Genomic DNA, 17,512 nt, shown 5'->3' with positions numbered 1-17,512 from the left:
TTTGATAATCCACTTTATAGTCCAATGATAATTTTTCTAATTCATCCTTTGGAATATAATTTAAAACTTCTGAAACCTTCATAGTTTCTCCCTAAATTACATAATTTTAAGGTTTCGAACACTTATGATTGCAAATCCGCGCTATCTGGTCGTACTACCAATCTTCTGATATTAAAAGCATTTCAAGTGAAATATATTTCTGTTTAAAATCATTAGATAAATCAAAATTTTTAGAAAACATACCATATTGCATACAGTCATATCCTTCAAAAAATTTATTTTCCCCTAATCTAACCTCTATGTTTTGAAGATACCCTTCAAAGTCATTAAAAATAGTTTCAAATAATAAAATTTCTATATTTTCTCGATTTAGCTTAATATATTCATGAACTCCATCATTTTTGAAGCTAATTTTTTTAAAGATTGGTTTTAATTCTTCATATGGAGCTTGGATTAATAATAAAGAGGTTTCCTGTAATGGAATTTGCTTTAAAATATCTATAAAAAATAATTGTGTATTATCCATTTTTAATCTTCTAATATTACATGACCATTATTTGGTAATTTATTCTTTTTAGCTGGTACTGTTTCTACATTCATATGCCTTTGAGGTGTTTTTCCATTTCCTCCAAATTTTTTCTCAACAACATGAGTTTCAACCCTCACATTTAATGATTTTCCATTTTTATCTGTTATTGTTTGATTAAGTTCTTGTTTGAAACCTCTTTTTAATTTATTAGGTTTAACTGTACCACCTTCTGACGTTATTTCTTTTAAAGTATTTAAAGCTTTTTGAACATTAGGACTAACTTTGGGAGTTGTTGTAGAAGGTTTTGACTTAGCTACTTTACGTGTCATTACAGCTGCTACTGCATTAACAACTGTTTTTCCAATGGCATTAGCATCACCTTGTAAAGCGGCTTGTCCTGTCTCAACAACAGATTGAGCACCACTAGTTTCATAAAGAGCATTAACATAAGAATTCGCCGCTCCAGAAATATCGCCGTCTAATAATTGTCCCCCAACTTCTACAGCCTTTTGAGTACCTGTCACTATACCTGTGACAGTACCTGTTGCAATTCCTGTAACCATATCGCCTCCGGCTTGCCAAGCTCCACTAGCATAATTAGCTACAAAGCTTTTCAATTCTTCACAACACATAGCAACTTGATTTCCATCAGGGTCGATATAAAGTATCGGATTATTAAGTGCATATGTATAAGTCGAAGTAGAATAGTATTTTTCTGCAAGAGCATCTGGAGTAAACCAACGTCCTAAAGCAGGATCATAGAATCTTGCTCCATAATCAAGTGTATTAAAATCTAAGTCGTTTTGTTCTTCTTTACCATTATATCCGTAGTTATGTTTTCTACCTTGGATCGTATTATTAAATCCTTTCATTTGAAGGCCGAAAGGATAATAATTCTTTTCTTCTTGTATTTCAAGTTGTGGTGTTGATGTGGTACTTACATCTTTATACGATAACCTAATACTACCTAAATGATCCTTAAACTGGTATACATATTTATACCCATCAGCTTCTTTCTCTACATATCCTTCCGGATGATTGAAGAACTCAAGATTTCCATTTTTATATACGTACTTTCCAGCATACTCGGTTTCTATTAAAGAACTTCCACTTGGCGCAATTTTCTTTACTTTTACTCCAGTAGCATCGTAAATATAAGTAATATTTCCTGTTCCTTGTGCATTGGAAATAGAAACTGTTTTGGGTAGATTCAAATGGTTATACGTAATCCCTGTAATACCTTTGTTACGATCTATGACCATATTACCATTGTCATCATAGGTAAAATCATCATTGGTATTGGTACCATCTTTAAATCCAAAGGTGGTATTTCCTGTATCTGCAACTTTTAAGAGTTTATTACCTGCATCGTAGGTATATCCTAAATTATCCATCACTCCAAAAGCAGTAGCAGTTTCATTAAGATGTCCTGTTCGGTTTAGGGATAAGATATTCCCCATTTTGTCGTAGGAGATATTACTTAAGTTGTACCTACCATCATTACTAATTCCTGTGATGATTCGGTTAAGAGCATCATACGTATAATTATAACTTCTAGTTACATTATCATTAGCCGTTTGCCATGATGTTGCAAAGATATTACCATTGTATAAGGGATTTATTCCTGTGTTATACTCTAGAGCAAAACCAAACAGATCTCCATTGGCTGTTGTGCCCTCGTTTATGGTTTTTAGCCAACCTCTTATGTTATAGGTGTAATCTACGGTGTGTAACCCTTCGACTACGCTCAGGGTTCCATCGCCTGCACTGAGCGGAGTCGAAGTACCGCCCACATCTTTTTGTTTCAGTTGACCAAGGGCATCATAGGTATTACTTACAATCTGCTCGGTATCCTGGGTATTGATTTGTTGGGTTTGAGTAAGGAGCCTCCCCATATGATCATAGGTAAATTGATCAATGGTTACAATCGTAGCATTACTGCCTTTGGTATGTCGGGTAGTGGTTTCTTCTACTTTACCCACAAAATCCAGTTTGCTCTCTATGATATCTGTTGTGTTTAGATATGCATTCTTACTCCCTACATATATAGGTCTTGATTTATCATCATAGTAGGTTACTGTAGTGATCCAATCATTGGTGTCTAATATCCTCACTTTGCTTCCTGTAGGTAAAGATTTGATATTGGTATCAATCGTTTTTCCATATACAGTTCCAGGACTCGTTAATCCATCGATATCAAAAGTGTAATCATCATAGTAATTGATGGTAAGTACTTTATGAATACTTACAGGATATACATCTTTGGTATAATATACCGGTGTTCCTGCAATGGTAATTGGGCTTGTTGTTTTGGTTTCGTAAGTTTCATAAGTAGATGAACTCACTCGACTACGTAGTAGAGCTACTGTACTTCCATTCTCGATCAATCCTGTATACGCCACTCTACCAAAAGCATCATACTTGGTAAAGAGCCATCTGTTTTTTGCTCTTAGATTAGCATCCTGTGTAAATACAGGTTGATCCAAAGTATTATATATGATATATTCTTTTCCTTTACCTGGTATTTTCTTTTCGATGAGTCGATTTCTATAATCGTATGTGTATTGGTAACACAATTCGGAAAGCTCTGTGTTTGATACTCCATCTACTGTGGTCACTTTTGGTGGAATCACATAGGTAAGATTACCATAGCGATCATAGACATAATAGGTGTCATGTGCTTCTGATGTTGCTAAAGGTGTCGATGCATAGGTTCTCTTCAGGATTACTCTACCTTGTTTGTCTTTATATTCTTTGGTGGTATGTAAATCTCCATCTGCCGGTATCCAGTTCTCATCCTTAGTGATGGTTACCACTAATTGATTAGGAGCATAGTGATTGTTTTGCACCAGTTCTGGTTTTTCGGTATCACCTCCTGTAAAAGCTACGGTAAAATTCACTACTTCATTAACCACATTGGTACCCCAGTCAAATTTGATCGTATGATCGGTATCGCTGTTGGGATCAGCTTTCCATGCTTTTCCTGGGGCACCTTGTTCTGTAACCCTGTTTAAAGGGGAGGCCTCAAATACACTCTCACTATAGGCGTTAACATCTCCCAGATTGGTCGTAATCCCAGGAAAGTCGTCTGAATATGTATTTTTATAATACGCATTGATATCGGTATTGACATCTACGGTTTTATAACTCCCAATAGTATTGTTTGCCTCAAAAGGAAGATGTTGCTTGGCTTGTCTACCATAGGCGTCATACTGCATATGGGTAACGATATCTTTACCATCGGGAGAGGCTTTAATCGCTCGTTGCTGTATGGGTCTTCCCAGACCATCATAGTAGGTAACACTCTCAATGGTATTATCTACATCATTAGCATTAGCACAACTCACATTCTCCATATCAGCAATCGTTACTGCAGTTTGAGGAACCGTGGTATGGACATAATTCTTATCGGATAATACTACCTGGGCCTGTACCTGCAATCCCATAAGTAGCATCACTATGCTATGTATAATTTTATTGTTTATCATCTTACTTGTCCTATAATTTGTTTTCCTGGTACAATAATAGAAGATGCCAGTTTCATTTTTCGGGACTGGGAAAATTTTATGTCATTTTTTTTTGAATCCGAAAACAGGTGTCAGAAGTTCTATGCTTTTAGGCTCTCGAACCTCAGGTTTCTGACACTTGATTATTTTGTAACAAGTTCTGGAAACATGACTGATGAAATTATAATGGAGTATATCAAGAATCAAAATTTAGAGTGAGAAGATGGTAATTTCGAGATTGGCGGATCTTAAGCCGACTTAAAGTCGGTTTCCAAATCTACCGGCTTCAAGCCGATAGTAATTTTATTTTTTTACTACTTTATCGAGTTGTAATTTAGTCTTACTTCCATCGATATTTGTATACAATAATTCAATAAAACCATATTCAGTATTAAAAAATGAAGTTAATTTGGTTTCACCTAGCCTACTTGTTGCTGTGGCATCAATAGTATAACATTCTAATGTACCAAAAACCGTATGTATCTTCTTTTTATCCGTTATTTCATAAACATACTTATTTTCAATTCCTCCCTTCCAGGTTAACCATCTTTTGTCTGCCCAAGAATCTCCTATCTCCAAATTCCATTTCCATGTATTTCCAACTTCAAAAGGAGTTTGTATGTACGGAAATGGATTTAACTCAAGAATCCTAAAATATTTATCCCTTGGTGGATGCATCCATACGTTTTTTTCATTTTCTATAATACCCGAAATTGAATTAAAAGCTGATAATTCACCCTTTGTTACGTAGCTATATTGAGCAACTGTTTGATTATAATCTGGATCGTATTGTATCATAGCTTTCAACCCCTCTTTTATCTCAATTTTAACCTCTTGAATGGTGTTTTCATCTATTGAGTCAGCAGAAACAAACTTCCAAGAATGCCTCCAGTCGTCTATTGACGGATCTTCTTTAAAATAGTATTTGCTATTATTTTTTGTAATATGTTCATAAGAATATATAAATGATGTGTTTTTTGTATAGATAGTGTTGTTATCTGTATATCTAGTAAGTTTAACATTTGTAGCATCAAATACTTCAACAAATACACCTTCTTCCTTAACAAGTTTATAATCCTTATGGTTTTTTTCAAAATCTGATTTACAACTTGTCATTATAATGGTTAAGATGAATAATCTTAATACTATTTTCATGGCTAGTTTTTTTATTCCACGAAGTGGGAACCTTTTTTTAAGTTTCAAAGAAGCAGTGTCTCTACATTTTATAGTTGTCCGAAGTATGAAGCCCGGTGTCCGATGTGTTTTTTACTTTTCACTTTCCAAGCTCCAGCATCTAACTTCTTAAAACTGTCTTCGACAGTGCCTGACCTGAGCTTGTCGAGGGGCTCAGACTGACAAGGAATATACTGTTTTCTTCTAACTTCGATCTTCTGACATCTAACTCTTTTCATTTTTCGTTTTTATCTTTTCACTATTTCAAACCACTTCGACAAGCTCAGTGTGACAATACATTTTCACTTCTAACTTCCGTCTTCCTTCACCCTACAAAAGGGTTTACTTTGTTAGGACTTTGATCCTTGGTATAGAATCCAAATGCAAAACTCACCGTTTCTTCATACACAAAACTTTGTATTGATAGGTCGTATGTTATAGGTGCATTTAATCGTCTCATGATATTAATAATACGATAGAGTTTGGTTTTTGAAATTCCAAGACGAGCCGAACAATCCTCTGGCGACCCCGTTGCCTGTAGCCGAATCAATTGATCGACACGTTCTATAATTTCGATATGTTTGATAATGATATTCATACTGTTTTCCCTTTGATAAATTAGTATATGAGTATTGTAGCCAAAATTGGACTTCTGAAACTCATTCTTAGACTTTGCGGGTTCAAATTTGAGACACAACTATAAAACGATGAACCAAAAAGACGTTCCATTGGATCTTTTTGATGAAAATTTGGACGTTTAAAGCTCAACATTGAGTCATCAAGGTCCAAATTTGGACTTCCGACCTTCAAAATTGGACTTGTGACACCCAAATTTGGGATTTCAAAGTCTAAATTTGGGTATCCAATCTCTAACTGAGCGTCTTTTTGATCCAACAGAAGGTCTTTGAACCTTAACTCGAAGTCTTTCATTCTAGTCTAGATTTGTCATTCCAGCGTAGGCTGGAATGACAAGTACAATTATTCTTCTGTTTCACTAGTTTTGGAAACGCTTTTACTACGATTAAAAAACTGCTTAAGTTCTGCTACTTTTTCTGTAAACCCAGGTTTACCTGCTCCTTTACTATATTGTGAATATGAATAATCATTAAGTGCATCCTGGTAATTATCATAATCATGTAGAATTTTGGTGCTTTCTAATCGATACGCCAAACTTTCTAACCGGCCCAACAAGTTTTCTGTAAAGACACGGGCTTTGTAATCTTTTTCAAATTCGTCCCAATCCACATCTGGAGAACTTAAGGCATTACTATTACGGCGATAATCCCAAATTTTATTCACAAACAGTTTATTGGTTTCATTAATTGCCTTGTAACTCCCACGTTCTTTTTCGGTCAATGCCGATAATTTATCTGTGAATATGGTCTCTAATTGATGTACCAAACTTTCTGCCTGATCCTTTTCTTCCTGACTCAATTGATCTTGAATGATGTTTCTCATACGTTGTTATTATTTATAATTATACATTTTGTTTTTATGATTGAGGCTAGATGACAGAAGTCTGATGTATTTTTATCGCCACCTACTGACTTATGACTTCCGACACCTGACATCTAACTCCCTACCACATTTTCCATTTCAATAACTTCTTAACTCCTGTCTTCTAACTTCCAACACCCGACATCTAACTCCTTTTACATTTTTCATTAATCAACATGAGCATGTCATAGGACAAGATGACTTCTTGGTTTACAATTTTTATTGGGGGATTGATTTGGGATAGTATTTCGTGAACTACAGTTCTGGGGGCGTTAGTTCTTTCTACAATTTTGGTATTGACTAATCTTTGTTGCACTGTATCCAGTTGAATGTAGTTTGTAAACATCTCTGATCATAATTTTTAAGTTTTGATGTTGGAAGTCAGAGTTCTGGTCTTTTTTTTACTTCTCACTTCACTTTCATTTTCCACTTCTAACTCTCTACTTTGTACTCTGTACTCTTTTTCACACTTCTCACTTTTAGTTTTTCACTTTACACTTTTCACTTCTTAGTCTTAATTAGAGAGCCCTTTTGCATCACCTCTATTAGGTTTTGTTAAAGGACTCTCATTAGGGGGGTAATTACACAAACTATCTTTTGAGGTAAGTAGAAATCTATTTCTGGCTTTATAAATGAGTTGTATGGCTTCTTCTATAGATTTGTTTTGAGCATACAATTTGTTGATCCACACGTAGAGTACAATTTCATAAGGATGATAATGAATCAGATTATACATAAAAATATCCATCTTAATGTGTAACATTGTTAAGACATCAGACATAAATATATGTTTACTGTTGTGTGGGTAGGTAGCCATCTTGTACATTTTTTGTTGGGTCAAATATAAATGGGAGAATTACGTTGATGCAAGGGGAGTGTGTCTTCGTTTATAAATTGACATTTGTTTTTTTATAAATCAAGCACTACGATTTTATTAATAGTAGATTAGTAATCAATACTCTAAAAAAAACTTTAATTTGCAATTAATTTAAGATCTTATCAAACATTTAAAGCTGTAGAAAGTGAAGAGAGAAAAGAAATTTGCTGTGGTCTTGTTAATTATTTTGATACTATTTTCTGATTCAATTAGTTCAAAACCTTCGTATAAAATAATTTCAGTCCTTCAGACTATAGAAAAAGATTCTTTGAAAAATAAAAGTTATAAGAATCTAAAAGACAGCTATTACAATAGTGGAAATGATTTCATGATTGCTAGTATCTATGCTAACGCATATTTAGATCGAGCTAAAAATGAAAATAATAATGCTGAAATAGCAAATGGATTTCTTTTTCTATCAGAAATTTCTAATGAAAAAAAAGCATTAAAATATGCAGATAGTATTATATTATATGGTGAAAAATCTAAAAACAAAGAATTACTTATTAAGGGTAATATCCAAAAAGGAATTCAACATTATTATTTAGCTGAATATGATAAGTCATTAGAAAAATTACTTGATGCTCAGAAAATAGCAGTTGAAGAAAATAATGAATTTCAACAAGTTGTAATAAAACACCATATCGGTAATTTAAAAAACGTAACAAAACAAAGAGAAGAAGCCCTAGATATATTCAGATCCAATATTAAGTATTTTAATAAGGATATTAATGATTTAGAAGAGAAAAGGCAATATCTAAAATCCTTATTCAGACTAGCAAATGTATATAATGTATTAAGAAAATTAGATTCCGCAGAAATTATTAATAAAATAGGTATAAAGGAAGCTCTTGAAACAGAAAACAGGTATATGTATCCTTTATTTTTAGCCTGTTACGGATCTACATTACAATTATCCGGGAGAACAAATATGGCATTAGATAGTCTAAAAAAAAGTGCCCGTTTAACGAACAATAGAAAGGCAAGATTAGCTTCAATATATTTGATTATCTGTAAAATAGAGAACCAGAAAGGCAATTATAGACAATATGAAAATTATCTGCTTAAAATTGACTCGATGTATACAAATCACCCTGAAACTATTAAGGAAACTAAAATAGCATACGAAGCCCTAATAAATTTTCACAGACGTAATAAGAATCATGAACAACAATTGGTTTTTATGAATAAGCTAATTAGAGTAGATAGTATTCTAGATATAAAATTTCAGAATATTAACAAGAACATCGCCAGAAATTATGAAAACAAAAAAATAATTTCTGAAAAAGAAAACATAATAAAAAAATTAGACAAAGGAAAAAAGCAATATTCATATTTTATTTTTACCATGGGTATCGCTATCATAGGCTTATTATTTTTAATTTACTTGTTTTATAAAAAGAAAATGATTTATCAAACCCGTTTTGATCAATTGATGAAAGACCAATCAAGTTTAAAAAATCAGATAAAAAAACCGATTAAGATTAAAAAGCAAGATTCCATTCCAGAAGAAATAGCTACAAATATTTCGGAAGGTTTAAAGGTATTTGAAATAGAAAATAAATTTTTATCTAAAAACATTTCTCTAAAGGAATTAGCAACTATTTTGAAAACCAATACATCTTATCTTTCATTTTTTATTAATTACTATAAGAAGAAAAACTTTTCTAGATATATAAGTGATTTAAGAATACAATACACTATTAATAAGCTTACAGAAGACAGAACATTCAGATCTTATTCTATCAAAGCTATTGCTAATGAAGTTGGTTTTAAATCACAAGAGGCATTTTCTAAAGCTTTTTATAAAAAAACTGGTTTGTACCCATCTTATTTTATTAAGAATTTACAAAAAACAAAAAGCTAACAAAAAATGATAAAAAAGATTGGCATCATAAAGACATCATTAGTGATACTATTCCCGGTACTAGTTTAGAAAAAACATATAACAAACTATTAAAAAATAAAAAAGGAGATATCATAGTTGTAGCTGTATTAGATTCTGGATTTGATATTAATCATGAAGACTTAAAAGATCAAATTTGGATCAATCCCAAAGAGATTCCTAATAACAATATTGATGATGATCAAAATGGATATATAGATGATATCCATGGATGGAATTTCTTAGGTAATGCAAAGGAAACTTTAATATTTGAAAACTATGAATTTGTAAGAGTTATTAGACAGCTCAAATCTAAATTCGATAAATTGACTAACGATCAGGTTAAACCAAAAGATCAAAAACTATTTAATATATATCAAAAAGCGGTTAATGAATTAAGGGAGAATATCAAATCTATTCCAGATGATTATACATTTTTGAATGATCTTGTCACAGCCAGAAAAACAATTGATGAATATTTCTCTACAGATAAGTATACTATGGATCAATTATCAAAAATTGATCCAAAAGGCGATACTATATTAAAGGAACATGTTCGTAATAGAAGATTCGCACTGCGATATGATATGAACGAAGAGTGGGAAAACTATTATAGAAGAGATATTGAAATCAATCAAAAGTATAGACTCAATCCAGAATATAATGGTAGAAAACTAATTGGTGATGATCCAAATATTTTTGGAGATGGCCGTTATGGAAATAACGATTTGGCCGGGGATTTGACTTTAGAATCTCATGGGACCAATGTTGCAGCAATTATTGCAGCTACAAGAAATAATAATCTTGGTATGAATGGCGTCCTTAATAGCGTTAAAATAATGCCTGTTCGAATAGTTCCGAGAGGTGACGAATACGATAAAGATATTGCTCATGCCATACGGTACGCTGTAGACAACGGAGCAAAAATTATTAACATGAGCTTTGGCAAGGAATATTCTCTAAATAAAAAATTCGTTTCAGACGCAATTAAATACGCTACAAAACATGATGTTTTATTAATATGTTCTGCGGGTAATGAAAGTTCTAATGCTGATGAAAAAGAATTTTACCCTAATGATTATGATTCAAACACCGGATTAGAGATATCAAATAGTTTTATATCTGTTGGAGCATCTTCCTATAGTCTTAATAAGTGGATACTAACTTATTTTTCTAATTATGGGGAAAAAAATGTAGATATTTTTGCACCCGGAAAAGATATTTATACTGCAAAACCAAATAATAAATATGAATCTGACGCAGGTACTTCTTTTTCAGCACCATTAGTTTCGGGAATAGCTGCTTTGATTAAATCCTATTATCCCAAATTAAAAGCACCTGAGATCAAGCAAATTCTGATGAACTCAGGAACTTCTTATCAAATCAATGTCAAAATCGAACTAGAAGATGGTACAAAAAAATTAGTTCCATTTTCAGAGCTTTCAAAGTCAGGTAAAATAGTCAATGCTTATAATGCACTTTTGATGTCAGAACAGATTTCAAAAAGTAAAAAATAACACTCAGATCCTAATGAAAAACTTATCTCTTTTACTTTTTGCCATTTCTTTTGGTCTCTCTGGACAAGAAACATCACCAACATTTGAAATCAATAAGAACACCCAAGTCAAAGGGGACGAAAAACACTTATATGAGGTAACCCTTAACAAGGGTGAATTGTTACAATTACATCTAATACAAAAAAATGTGGATATCCAAATTGTAGCATTTTCTGCAACCCACGATACCATAAAACTTTTTGACTCACCTAATGGAAAAAATGGCCTTGAAATCGTTGAGCTACCCATAGAAAAAAGTGGAAAACATACATTTGAAGTAAGTCCGCTTATCCCCAAACGATATAAAGATTCAATCTTACAGGATTTTATTAAAAACATTGATGGAAGCTACCTTGTTTCAAAATTTAAAGTGCTTTCTCCTAAAGAACACAAGGAATTACTAGACCTTAAAGAAGCACAAAAAGATAGCGTGATCTCCTGGATCAAAGATCAATCAATATTATTGAAAAATGTAAAAGCAGAAACAGGTCTTACAGATCTTTCTTATCTCAAACCTATTTTAAAAAACAAAAGAGTAGTAGGCCTAGGTGAAACTAGTCATGGCACTAAAGAAGTTTTTCAGATGAAACATCGCATGCTAGAGTTTTTGGTCAAAGAAATGGGGTTTAGAATTTTTGCCATAGAAGCCAGTCATGTTGGTTGTAAACCCATAAACGATTACGTTTTACACGGTAAAGGAACTAGTAGAGAAGCTTTAACGGCTCAAGGTTTTTGGATTTGGAACACGGATGAGGTATTAGCAATGATAGAATGGATGAGAAACTATAACCAATCGATTCCTGAACATGAAAAAGTAAAATTTATTGGGATTGACACTCAAATGGTAGCATTAGAATTAGCTTATGATAGGGTAAATAATTTTGTTAAAAAAACAAAAAATGACGGATTGCTTAAAGTAAAAGTGGATTCTTTATTTCATAAATTAAAAAACAAGCCTGATAGAAATGACATGTCCTTACAAAGACAAAAATTATATACGGTATTATCTTACCTAATTGTTAATGAAATTAAACTGATTCATCAAACATCGAAAAAAGAGTACCAACATATTATTGCAGACTTGATAAAAATCATACAAGGAGTAGAAGTTGCAGATCGTGATTATAAAAACACTTTTGATTTTAATGTTCGAGATGAATATATGGCACAAACCGTTTTAGAGGTGCTACAAAATGAAAAACCTGGAACCAAAATGGTACTTTGGGCTCATAATACTCATATCTCAAAAAACACAAAAACAATTGTAAATGGTAAGGTTCGACCATTAGGTAGTATTTTAAAAGAATATATTGCAGAAAAGTATTATGCCATTGGTTTTGCTACCAACCAGGGAAGTTTTAGGGCAATGAATTATAACGTTAACGAAAAAAGATATGATAAAAATGCAGTTTTCACTCTTCCTCCCGCCAAAGAAGAAAGTTTGGATTGGTATTTTGCTCAAGCCAATAAAGATATATTCTTCATTGATTTTGTAAAATCGTCACCAAAAAAAACAATCACTGCCTTTTTGAATCAGGAAAGAAAAGCATATTCTGGTGGTGCTAGTTGGAGTTTGGATTATGGCATACTACCAGCTTTTGATATTTCACCAGGTAAGAATTTTGATGGTATGATTTTTATTAAAGAAACCTCCCATTCTATACTTACACCAGCTGGTGAAAAGGAAATAGAAAAAAGAGTTAAAAACAATGCTCATTAATTTATAACTGTTAAATGAAACCTCTATTCCTTTTATTATTTTTTATAAGTTCTGTTTTAGAATATGCTCAAGGTAATCAAAAACCAGTAGTCTCCAGAAAATATAATACTATCACAAAAAAACAAAAACTTACCGAGGAAGAACTTAAAAGTTGGCATCATAAAGACATAATTAGTCATACTATTCTCTATATTTTTTAACAAACAACTATTAAAAAATAAAAAAGGAGACACCGTAGTTGTAGCTATTTTAGATTCTAGTTTTGATACAAATACCTAATATGAAAAACCTTATCAATCAAAAACTTAATTCATAATATTCTGTTTTTTTATATACTGGATTAATTGTCACACAGCAACCTGAGAATCAATCTGGATATCCGGTTACAGCATATTTGTCGCAGATCAATGTATTCAACATATCTATGTAACCAAATGATAAATACCTTGCTATAGTCCAGCAGCAATGTTGGACTTTTTTGTTTTTGATTTTGTACAAATTTAAAAACAAAGTATTAACAAAATATTATCTTGTTAAAGAAGAACTAAATTATTAATTTTGCACCCATTAGTATTACACACCAAAAATTACTTACATCCCCCCTCTTAGTAATGGTAATACTGTAATTCTTAAAACCACAAAACCAAGAGAACATAAAATGTCTCTTAATTGACCCTAGTTTCTCCATAATTGGTTTGCTATAATGGCCTACCATTTTAAAATTAATAATTGACAATTTGTATATACCAAAATGTATATGCCATAATACTTTGTATTGTAAGTTAGAGATCAACTATTTTAAAACATTATAGTTATGAAAAAACTATTACTCGTTTGTTTATTTTTTCTTTTGGGAAATCAATTCATTTCTGCCCAAGCTGATTATATCGATTGGGAATTTAGAGGAGGGAGAATTCTCTCTAACCCAGATGGTGCGGCTTCTACAAGCCCTGGTCCAGAACCTGCAGGATTATATGTATCAGGAAGTCCAACAGTGATACCTACTTCTGATGGACGCCTTCCTTCGGCTATTTTGGTAGATTTGGATAATGATAATGATCTTGATTTTATTTCAGGAAGTCAGAGAGGAACGGTTCATTATTTTGAAAACACAGGTACAGTTACTGCTCCAAATTGGGTTTTAGGCTCAATCCCATCTCTTGAAGCCATAAATATATTTGTCAGTACTACAGTAAGAAATCAAAATCGTCCTCAATTGGCAGATATCGATGATGATGGAGATCTGGATCTGTTTATCGGAACCGAGCGTAATTTTGATGGAGTTAGAGATGATGAAATTCTTTTTTATCGAAATATAGGTACTCCTGAAGTTCCAGTTTTTGAGTTCGTTCCGGATTGTTTACCTGGACTTTTAAACCAGGATATTGCGGAGTATCCAGGTTTAGGATTCGTGGATCTTGATAATGATACAGATCTTGATTTAGTCGCTTTAGGAAGTGATAGACTGACCTATTATAAAAATATCGGTACTAAAGAAAGTCCCCATTTTGAACTACAGTCTGAGGCTGATAGCCCCTGGGATGATGAGGATGCCTACTCTAATATGGATGTGCCCATACCTGTATTTGAAGATTTTGATAAGGATGGAGATTATGATATGTATTTTATGATTGATACTGGATTTGTAAAATGGATTGAAAATGTTGGGACAGTAACAAATCCTCATTTTGCAGCCCCACAAATTGATATGGACGGAGAATTAACCAATGCAGATATAGGGGATTTTCCTACAGTTAGCTTCGGAGATGTTACAGGAGACGGACTCAAAGACGCTATTTTAGCAAACTTTAATGCTCCTCGTTTTGCCTGGTTTAGACAAGTTCCTGTTTGTGTAGATCCTGTAATTACAAATGTAACCGCTACGCCTGTACTTTGTGAAGGAGAAACATCTACCATAACGATTACAGGGACACTTAATATTGCTTCGAAATGGTCGATATATACCGATTCTTATGGGGGCACCTTATTAGGAACAACCACTACAAATACTTCTACTTTTGAGGTTATACCTACTGCTCCAAGCACTACGTATTATATTAGAGGTGAAGATGGAGACATATCTTGTATTGATGAAACAACTGCAACCGGTATGACAGTCACAATTATGGTTAATGCTATTGATGATCCAAGTTTTAACTATGATGCTGCTAACTATTGCAAAGGGGGACATAAATCCCACACCAACAATTTCAGGAGTAACTGGTGGAGTATTTTCTAGTACAGCTGGATTAAGTATTAATTCTACTACAGGAGAAATTGACATTGCCGCAAGCATAGCAGGATCTTATACAGTAACGTATACCACCACAGGATCATGTCCTGACTCTAGTGATGTCGTGGTAATCATCACTGATTTAGACGATGCAACTTTTACTTATGAAAACTCTGCATATTGTGCTGATGCTACAAACCCTGTCCCTAACGTCACAGGGATAACCGGAGGAACGTTTAGTTCTACATTAGGATTAATCATCGATAGTAATTCTGGAGAAATTAATCTAGTAGAATCCACACCAGGAATATATACTATAACTTATACTACATCGGGTATTTGTTCTAACTCTAGTACTGCAGATATAACCATTAATGCATTACCGGATGCAACAGTAACAGAAAATTCTCTGACATTCACTGCTGATACGACTGGTGCAACATATCAATGGATTAATTGTGAGACTAATCAACCAATCTCTGGAGAGACCAGTATATCATTTACGGCTACAGAAAACGGTTCTTATGCAGTGGATATAACATTAAATGGTTGCACTAACAGATCTTCATGTATTTTAGTAGATTCTATAGTGCTCCAGCAGGAAGATACTATTTCCAATTTTAAATTATATCCTAACCCAACCGATGGGATTATAAATGTTACTATTCCGGTGCAAAAAATTTCTATATTTAATTACTACGGAAGAAAAGTGTTTGAAGCATCAACATCCACTTTTGATATTTCTTCCCTAAGATCTGGAATATATTTTATGGAAGTAGAAACCGGAAATGGCAGAACTACAAGAAAAATTGTACGCCAATAGAAAATCGATACGCAAAATCCAGGAGCTGCATAAAAAGTAAATTCTCTTTGTCAAACTGAGCTTGTCGAAGTTTTTAACACTTTGATTTTCAATATATTTTCGACAGGTTCAGACTGAGCGTTTTGAGTTTTCAATACTTTTTAGACAGCTTTAAAGACAATAAACTAGCCCAATATTTTTCTCCATATTCTTACCCAAATATTCCATTTGGTAATTTTCTTTTCATCCAAAAAATGATTTTCTACTTTATCAAATGCATCTTCGATAAGCGCATTATGAAAAGAGCGTATAATAAATATCCAAAGCAATAATCCTTTTCCAACAGCATTCATTGCTATGGTATGTACCAATCGTGTTTTATTATCCCCAGATTCAAAAATCTCTAGTTTATGTATTCCATTTAGTCCGGTTGGTTTAGAAAATTTAAATTGAATTAATTTCCCAGGCTCGTATTTTTCTATAGTATATTTTATAGGTCCATGTCCTCCTTTTGCTCCTTCTCTTAATCCTTCTTTAAATCTCATTGCCGGCCATTTTTCATAGGGCCAGATTTGATCATTCGTAGTCGATAAGGTTTCTAATATTTTGACAATTACAGATTTTGGTTGATGTATTGTTCTTTTATGAATATTGATCACTTTCATAGCTCTCACATTAGGTATATCAATTACATCTTCTTTTTCTTAGTAGGTCTTTTCTTTATCTTACTTATAAATTCTGGAGATAATCCTAAGTAAGAAGCAATCATATATTGGGGAACTCTTTGAAAAAACTGTGGATTTGCTTTTAAAAACACTTGATACATTTCCTCTCCAGAAAGAACCCTTGTGTACTTTATTCTATTGGAATTTGCAATAACAGTTCTTTCCATAATAATCCTAAACAACCTATCTATCTTAGGAAGTTTTGTTGTGAGTTCTTCAAATGAATCCAAACTTAATTCTAATAATACTGTATCTTCTAATGCCTGGATAAAATTTTCTGAAGGGCTTTGATCTAATAAACTATTATAGTTTGTATACCACCATTTATCTATTGCAAAATCCATGATTTGCTCTACTCCTTTTTCATCTATATAATACGACCTTAAACACCCTTTTATAATAAAATATCTGGCACGACAAACTTTACCTTCTTCTAATACATATGCTTTCTTTTTGAGTTTTATCACCTTTAGATACTGATAAAACAGTTCCATTTCTTCATCAGAAATTTCGATATAATTTCTAACATATTGCGTTAGATCATTGACCATATACTTAATACTTTATATTATAAGTTCTTCAAAGTACTTTATGCTTGGTGCGGTTTCAAGAAAAGAAGAAAGTTCTTCCAAAACTCCATTTTTATTTATAAAATTAATATAATTTTGATGATCTTCTTTGCTTTTCCAATCTTCATAAAAAATCATTTCATTCGTAACATCATTCAAGAGAACATGGACAGACTTACATCCCTTATAACTACGAACATTTGGTAAATTTTCTTCCAAAAAAACCTGTATTTCTTCTGATACTTCCGGTTTAATTTTTGATTCTAATACGACTTTACAACTCATAAAAATTCATGTAGATTTTTAATAAAACTAACCCGTTGTGCATTTAGAAAAAGTTGCGCAAACTGCTAAAAGGCAGTAAATTGTAGTTACGACACTATAATTCATATGCACAACTTTCAAGCAAATTACGATAAAATACTCAAGGTTTTAAAAGG

At 32.7% G+C, this 17,512-nt stretch carries 16 protein-coding genes; 6 read left to right on the top strand and 10 right to left on the bottom strand.

The window, feature by feature from the left end; translation table 11 throughout:
* Positions 1-154: 154 nt before the first annotated feature.
* The 7 genes from FOF46_RS28575 to FOF46_RS28540 form a co-directional block, all read right to left on the bottom strand.
* Positions 155-526, bottom strand: a complete 372-nt coding sequence (locus FOF46_RS28575) for a hypothetical protein (protein ID WP_143918874.1) — start codon at positions 524-526, stop codon at positions 155-157.
* 2 nt (positions 527-528) lie between these two features.
* Positions 529-4,017 carry a DUF6443 domain-containing protein gene (locus FOF46_RS28570; protein ID WP_143918873.1) on the bottom strand — a complete coding sequence of 1,163 codons (3,489 nt, stop codon included), beginning with the start codon at positions 4,015-4,017 and terminating at the stop codon, positions 529-531.
* A gap of 321 nt (positions 4,018-4,338) precedes the next feature.
* Positions 4,339-5,190 carry a hypothetical protein gene (locus FOF46_RS28560; RefSeq protein ID WP_143918872.1) on the bottom strand — a complete coding sequence of 284 codons (852 nt, stop codon included), beginning with the start codon at positions 5,188-5,190 and terminating at the stop codon, positions 4,339-4,341.
* A gap of 343 nt (positions 5,191-5,533) precedes the next feature.
* The gene (locus tag FOF46_RS28555) at positions 5,534-5,806 is read right to left on the bottom strand and encodes a hypothetical protein (RefSeq protein WP_143918871.1); all 273 of its coding nucleotides are present in this window, start codon (positions 5,804-5,806) and stop codon (positions 5,534-5,536) included.
* A 20-nt stretch (positions 5,807-5,826) separates the two neighbouring features.
* On the bottom strand, positions 5,827-6,138 hold the full coding sequence (locus FOF46_RS28550; protein WP_143918870.1) for a hypothetical protein: 312 nt from the start codon (positions 6,136-6,138) through the stop codon (positions 5,827-5,829).
* A gap of 48 nt (positions 6,139-6,186) precedes the next feature.
* Positions 6,187-6,666, bottom strand: coding sequence for a hypothetical protein (locus FOF46_RS28545; RefSeq protein WP_143918869.1), 480 nt, complete (start codon positions 6,664-6,666; stop codon positions 6,187-6,189).
* A 553-nt stretch (positions 6,667-7,219) separates the two neighbouring features.
* Positions 7,220-7,486, bottom strand: a complete 267-nt coding sequence (locus tag FOF46_RS28540) for a hypothetical protein (RefSeq protein ID WP_143918868.1) — start codon at positions 7,484-7,486, stop codon at positions 7,220-7,222.
* 241 nt (positions 7,487-7,727) lie between these two features.
* Between FOF46_RS28540 and FOF46_RS28535 the strand changes: the two genes are divergently transcribed.
* The 6 genes from FOF46_RS28535 (at position 7,728) to FOF46_RS28510 (ending at position 15,799) form a co-directional block, all read left to right on the top strand.
* Entirely contained in the window at positions 7,728-9,449 is a 1,722-nt protein-coding gene (locus FOF46_RS28535) for a helix-turn-helix domain-containing protein (protein WP_143918867.1), read from the top strand.
* A 35-nt stretch (positions 9,450-9,484) separates the two neighbouring features.
* Complete coding sequence (locus tag FOF46_RS28530) at positions 9,485-10,984, top strand: S8 family peptidase (protein ID WP_143918866.1); 1,500 nt, start codon at positions 9,485-9,487, stop codon at positions 10,982-10,984.
* 13 nt (positions 10,985-10,997) lie between these two features.
* The gene (locus tag FOF46_RS28525) at positions 10,998-12,743 is read left to right on the top strand and encodes an erythromycin esterase family protein (RefSeq protein WP_143918865.1); all 1,746 of its coding nucleotides are present in this window, start codon (positions 10,998-11,000) and stop codon (positions 12,741-12,743) included.
* A 14-nt stretch (positions 12,744-12,757) separates the two neighbouring features.
* Positions 12,758-12,943: a hypothetical protein gene (locus FOF46_RS28520; protein WP_143918864.1), complete on the top strand. Its 186-nt coding sequence runs from the start codon at positions 12,758-12,760 to the stop codon at positions 12,941-12,943.
* 614 nt (positions 12,944-13,557) lie between these two features.
* Positions 13,558-14,982 (top strand): FG-GAP-like repeat-containing protein, encoded by a 1,425-nt coding sequence (locus FOF46_RS28515; RefSeq protein ID WP_143918863.1) that lies wholly within the window; start codon positions 13,558-13,560, stop codon positions 14,980-14,982.
* Positions 14,903-15,799: a T9SS type A sorting domain-containing protein gene (locus FOF46_RS28510; protein ID WP_208746832.1), complete on the top strand. Its 897-nt coding sequence runs from the start codon at positions 14,903-14,905 to the stop codon at positions 15,797-15,799. Before FOF46_RS28515 ends, FOF46_RS28510 begins: the two co-directional genes overlap by 80 nt.
* A 164-nt stretch (positions 15,800-15,963) precedes the next feature.
* Here the strand turns inward: FOF46_RS28510 and FOF46_RS28505 are convergent, their stop codons facing one another.
* From FOF46_RS28505 to FOF46_RS28495, 3 genes are read right to left on the bottom strand one after another with little or no spacing between them, the layout of a single operon-like run.
* Positions 15,964-16,443: a hypothetical protein gene (locus tag FOF46_RS28505; RefSeq protein WP_143918861.1), complete on the bottom strand. Its 480-nt coding sequence runs from the start codon at positions 16,441-16,443 to the stop codon at positions 15,964-15,966.
* A gap of 23 nt (positions 16,444-16,466) precedes the next feature.
* Positions 16,467-17,054 (bottom strand): Crp/Fnr family transcriptional regulator, encoded by a 588-nt coding sequence (locus tag FOF46_RS28500; protein ID WP_109435934.1) that lies wholly within the window; start codon positions 17,052-17,054, stop codon positions 16,467-16,469.
* Positions 17,055-17,066: 12 nt separating this feature from the next.
* A complete protein-coding gene (locus FOF46_RS28495; protein ID WP_109435935.1) occupies positions 17,067-17,357 on the bottom strand; it encodes a putative quinol monooxygenase in 291 nt (96 codons plus the stop codon).
* Between the last annotated feature and the right edge of the window lie 155 nt (positions 17,358-17,512).

The organism is Aquimarina algiphila (assembly GCF_007489275.1).
Classification (GTDB): domain Bacteria; phylum Bacteroidota; class Bacteroidia; order Flavobacteriales; family Flavobacteriaceae; genus Aquimarina; species Aquimarina algiphila.
Note: the sequence above shows the minus strand (reverse complement) of the source record. Positions and strands in the feature narration are given on the sequence as shown.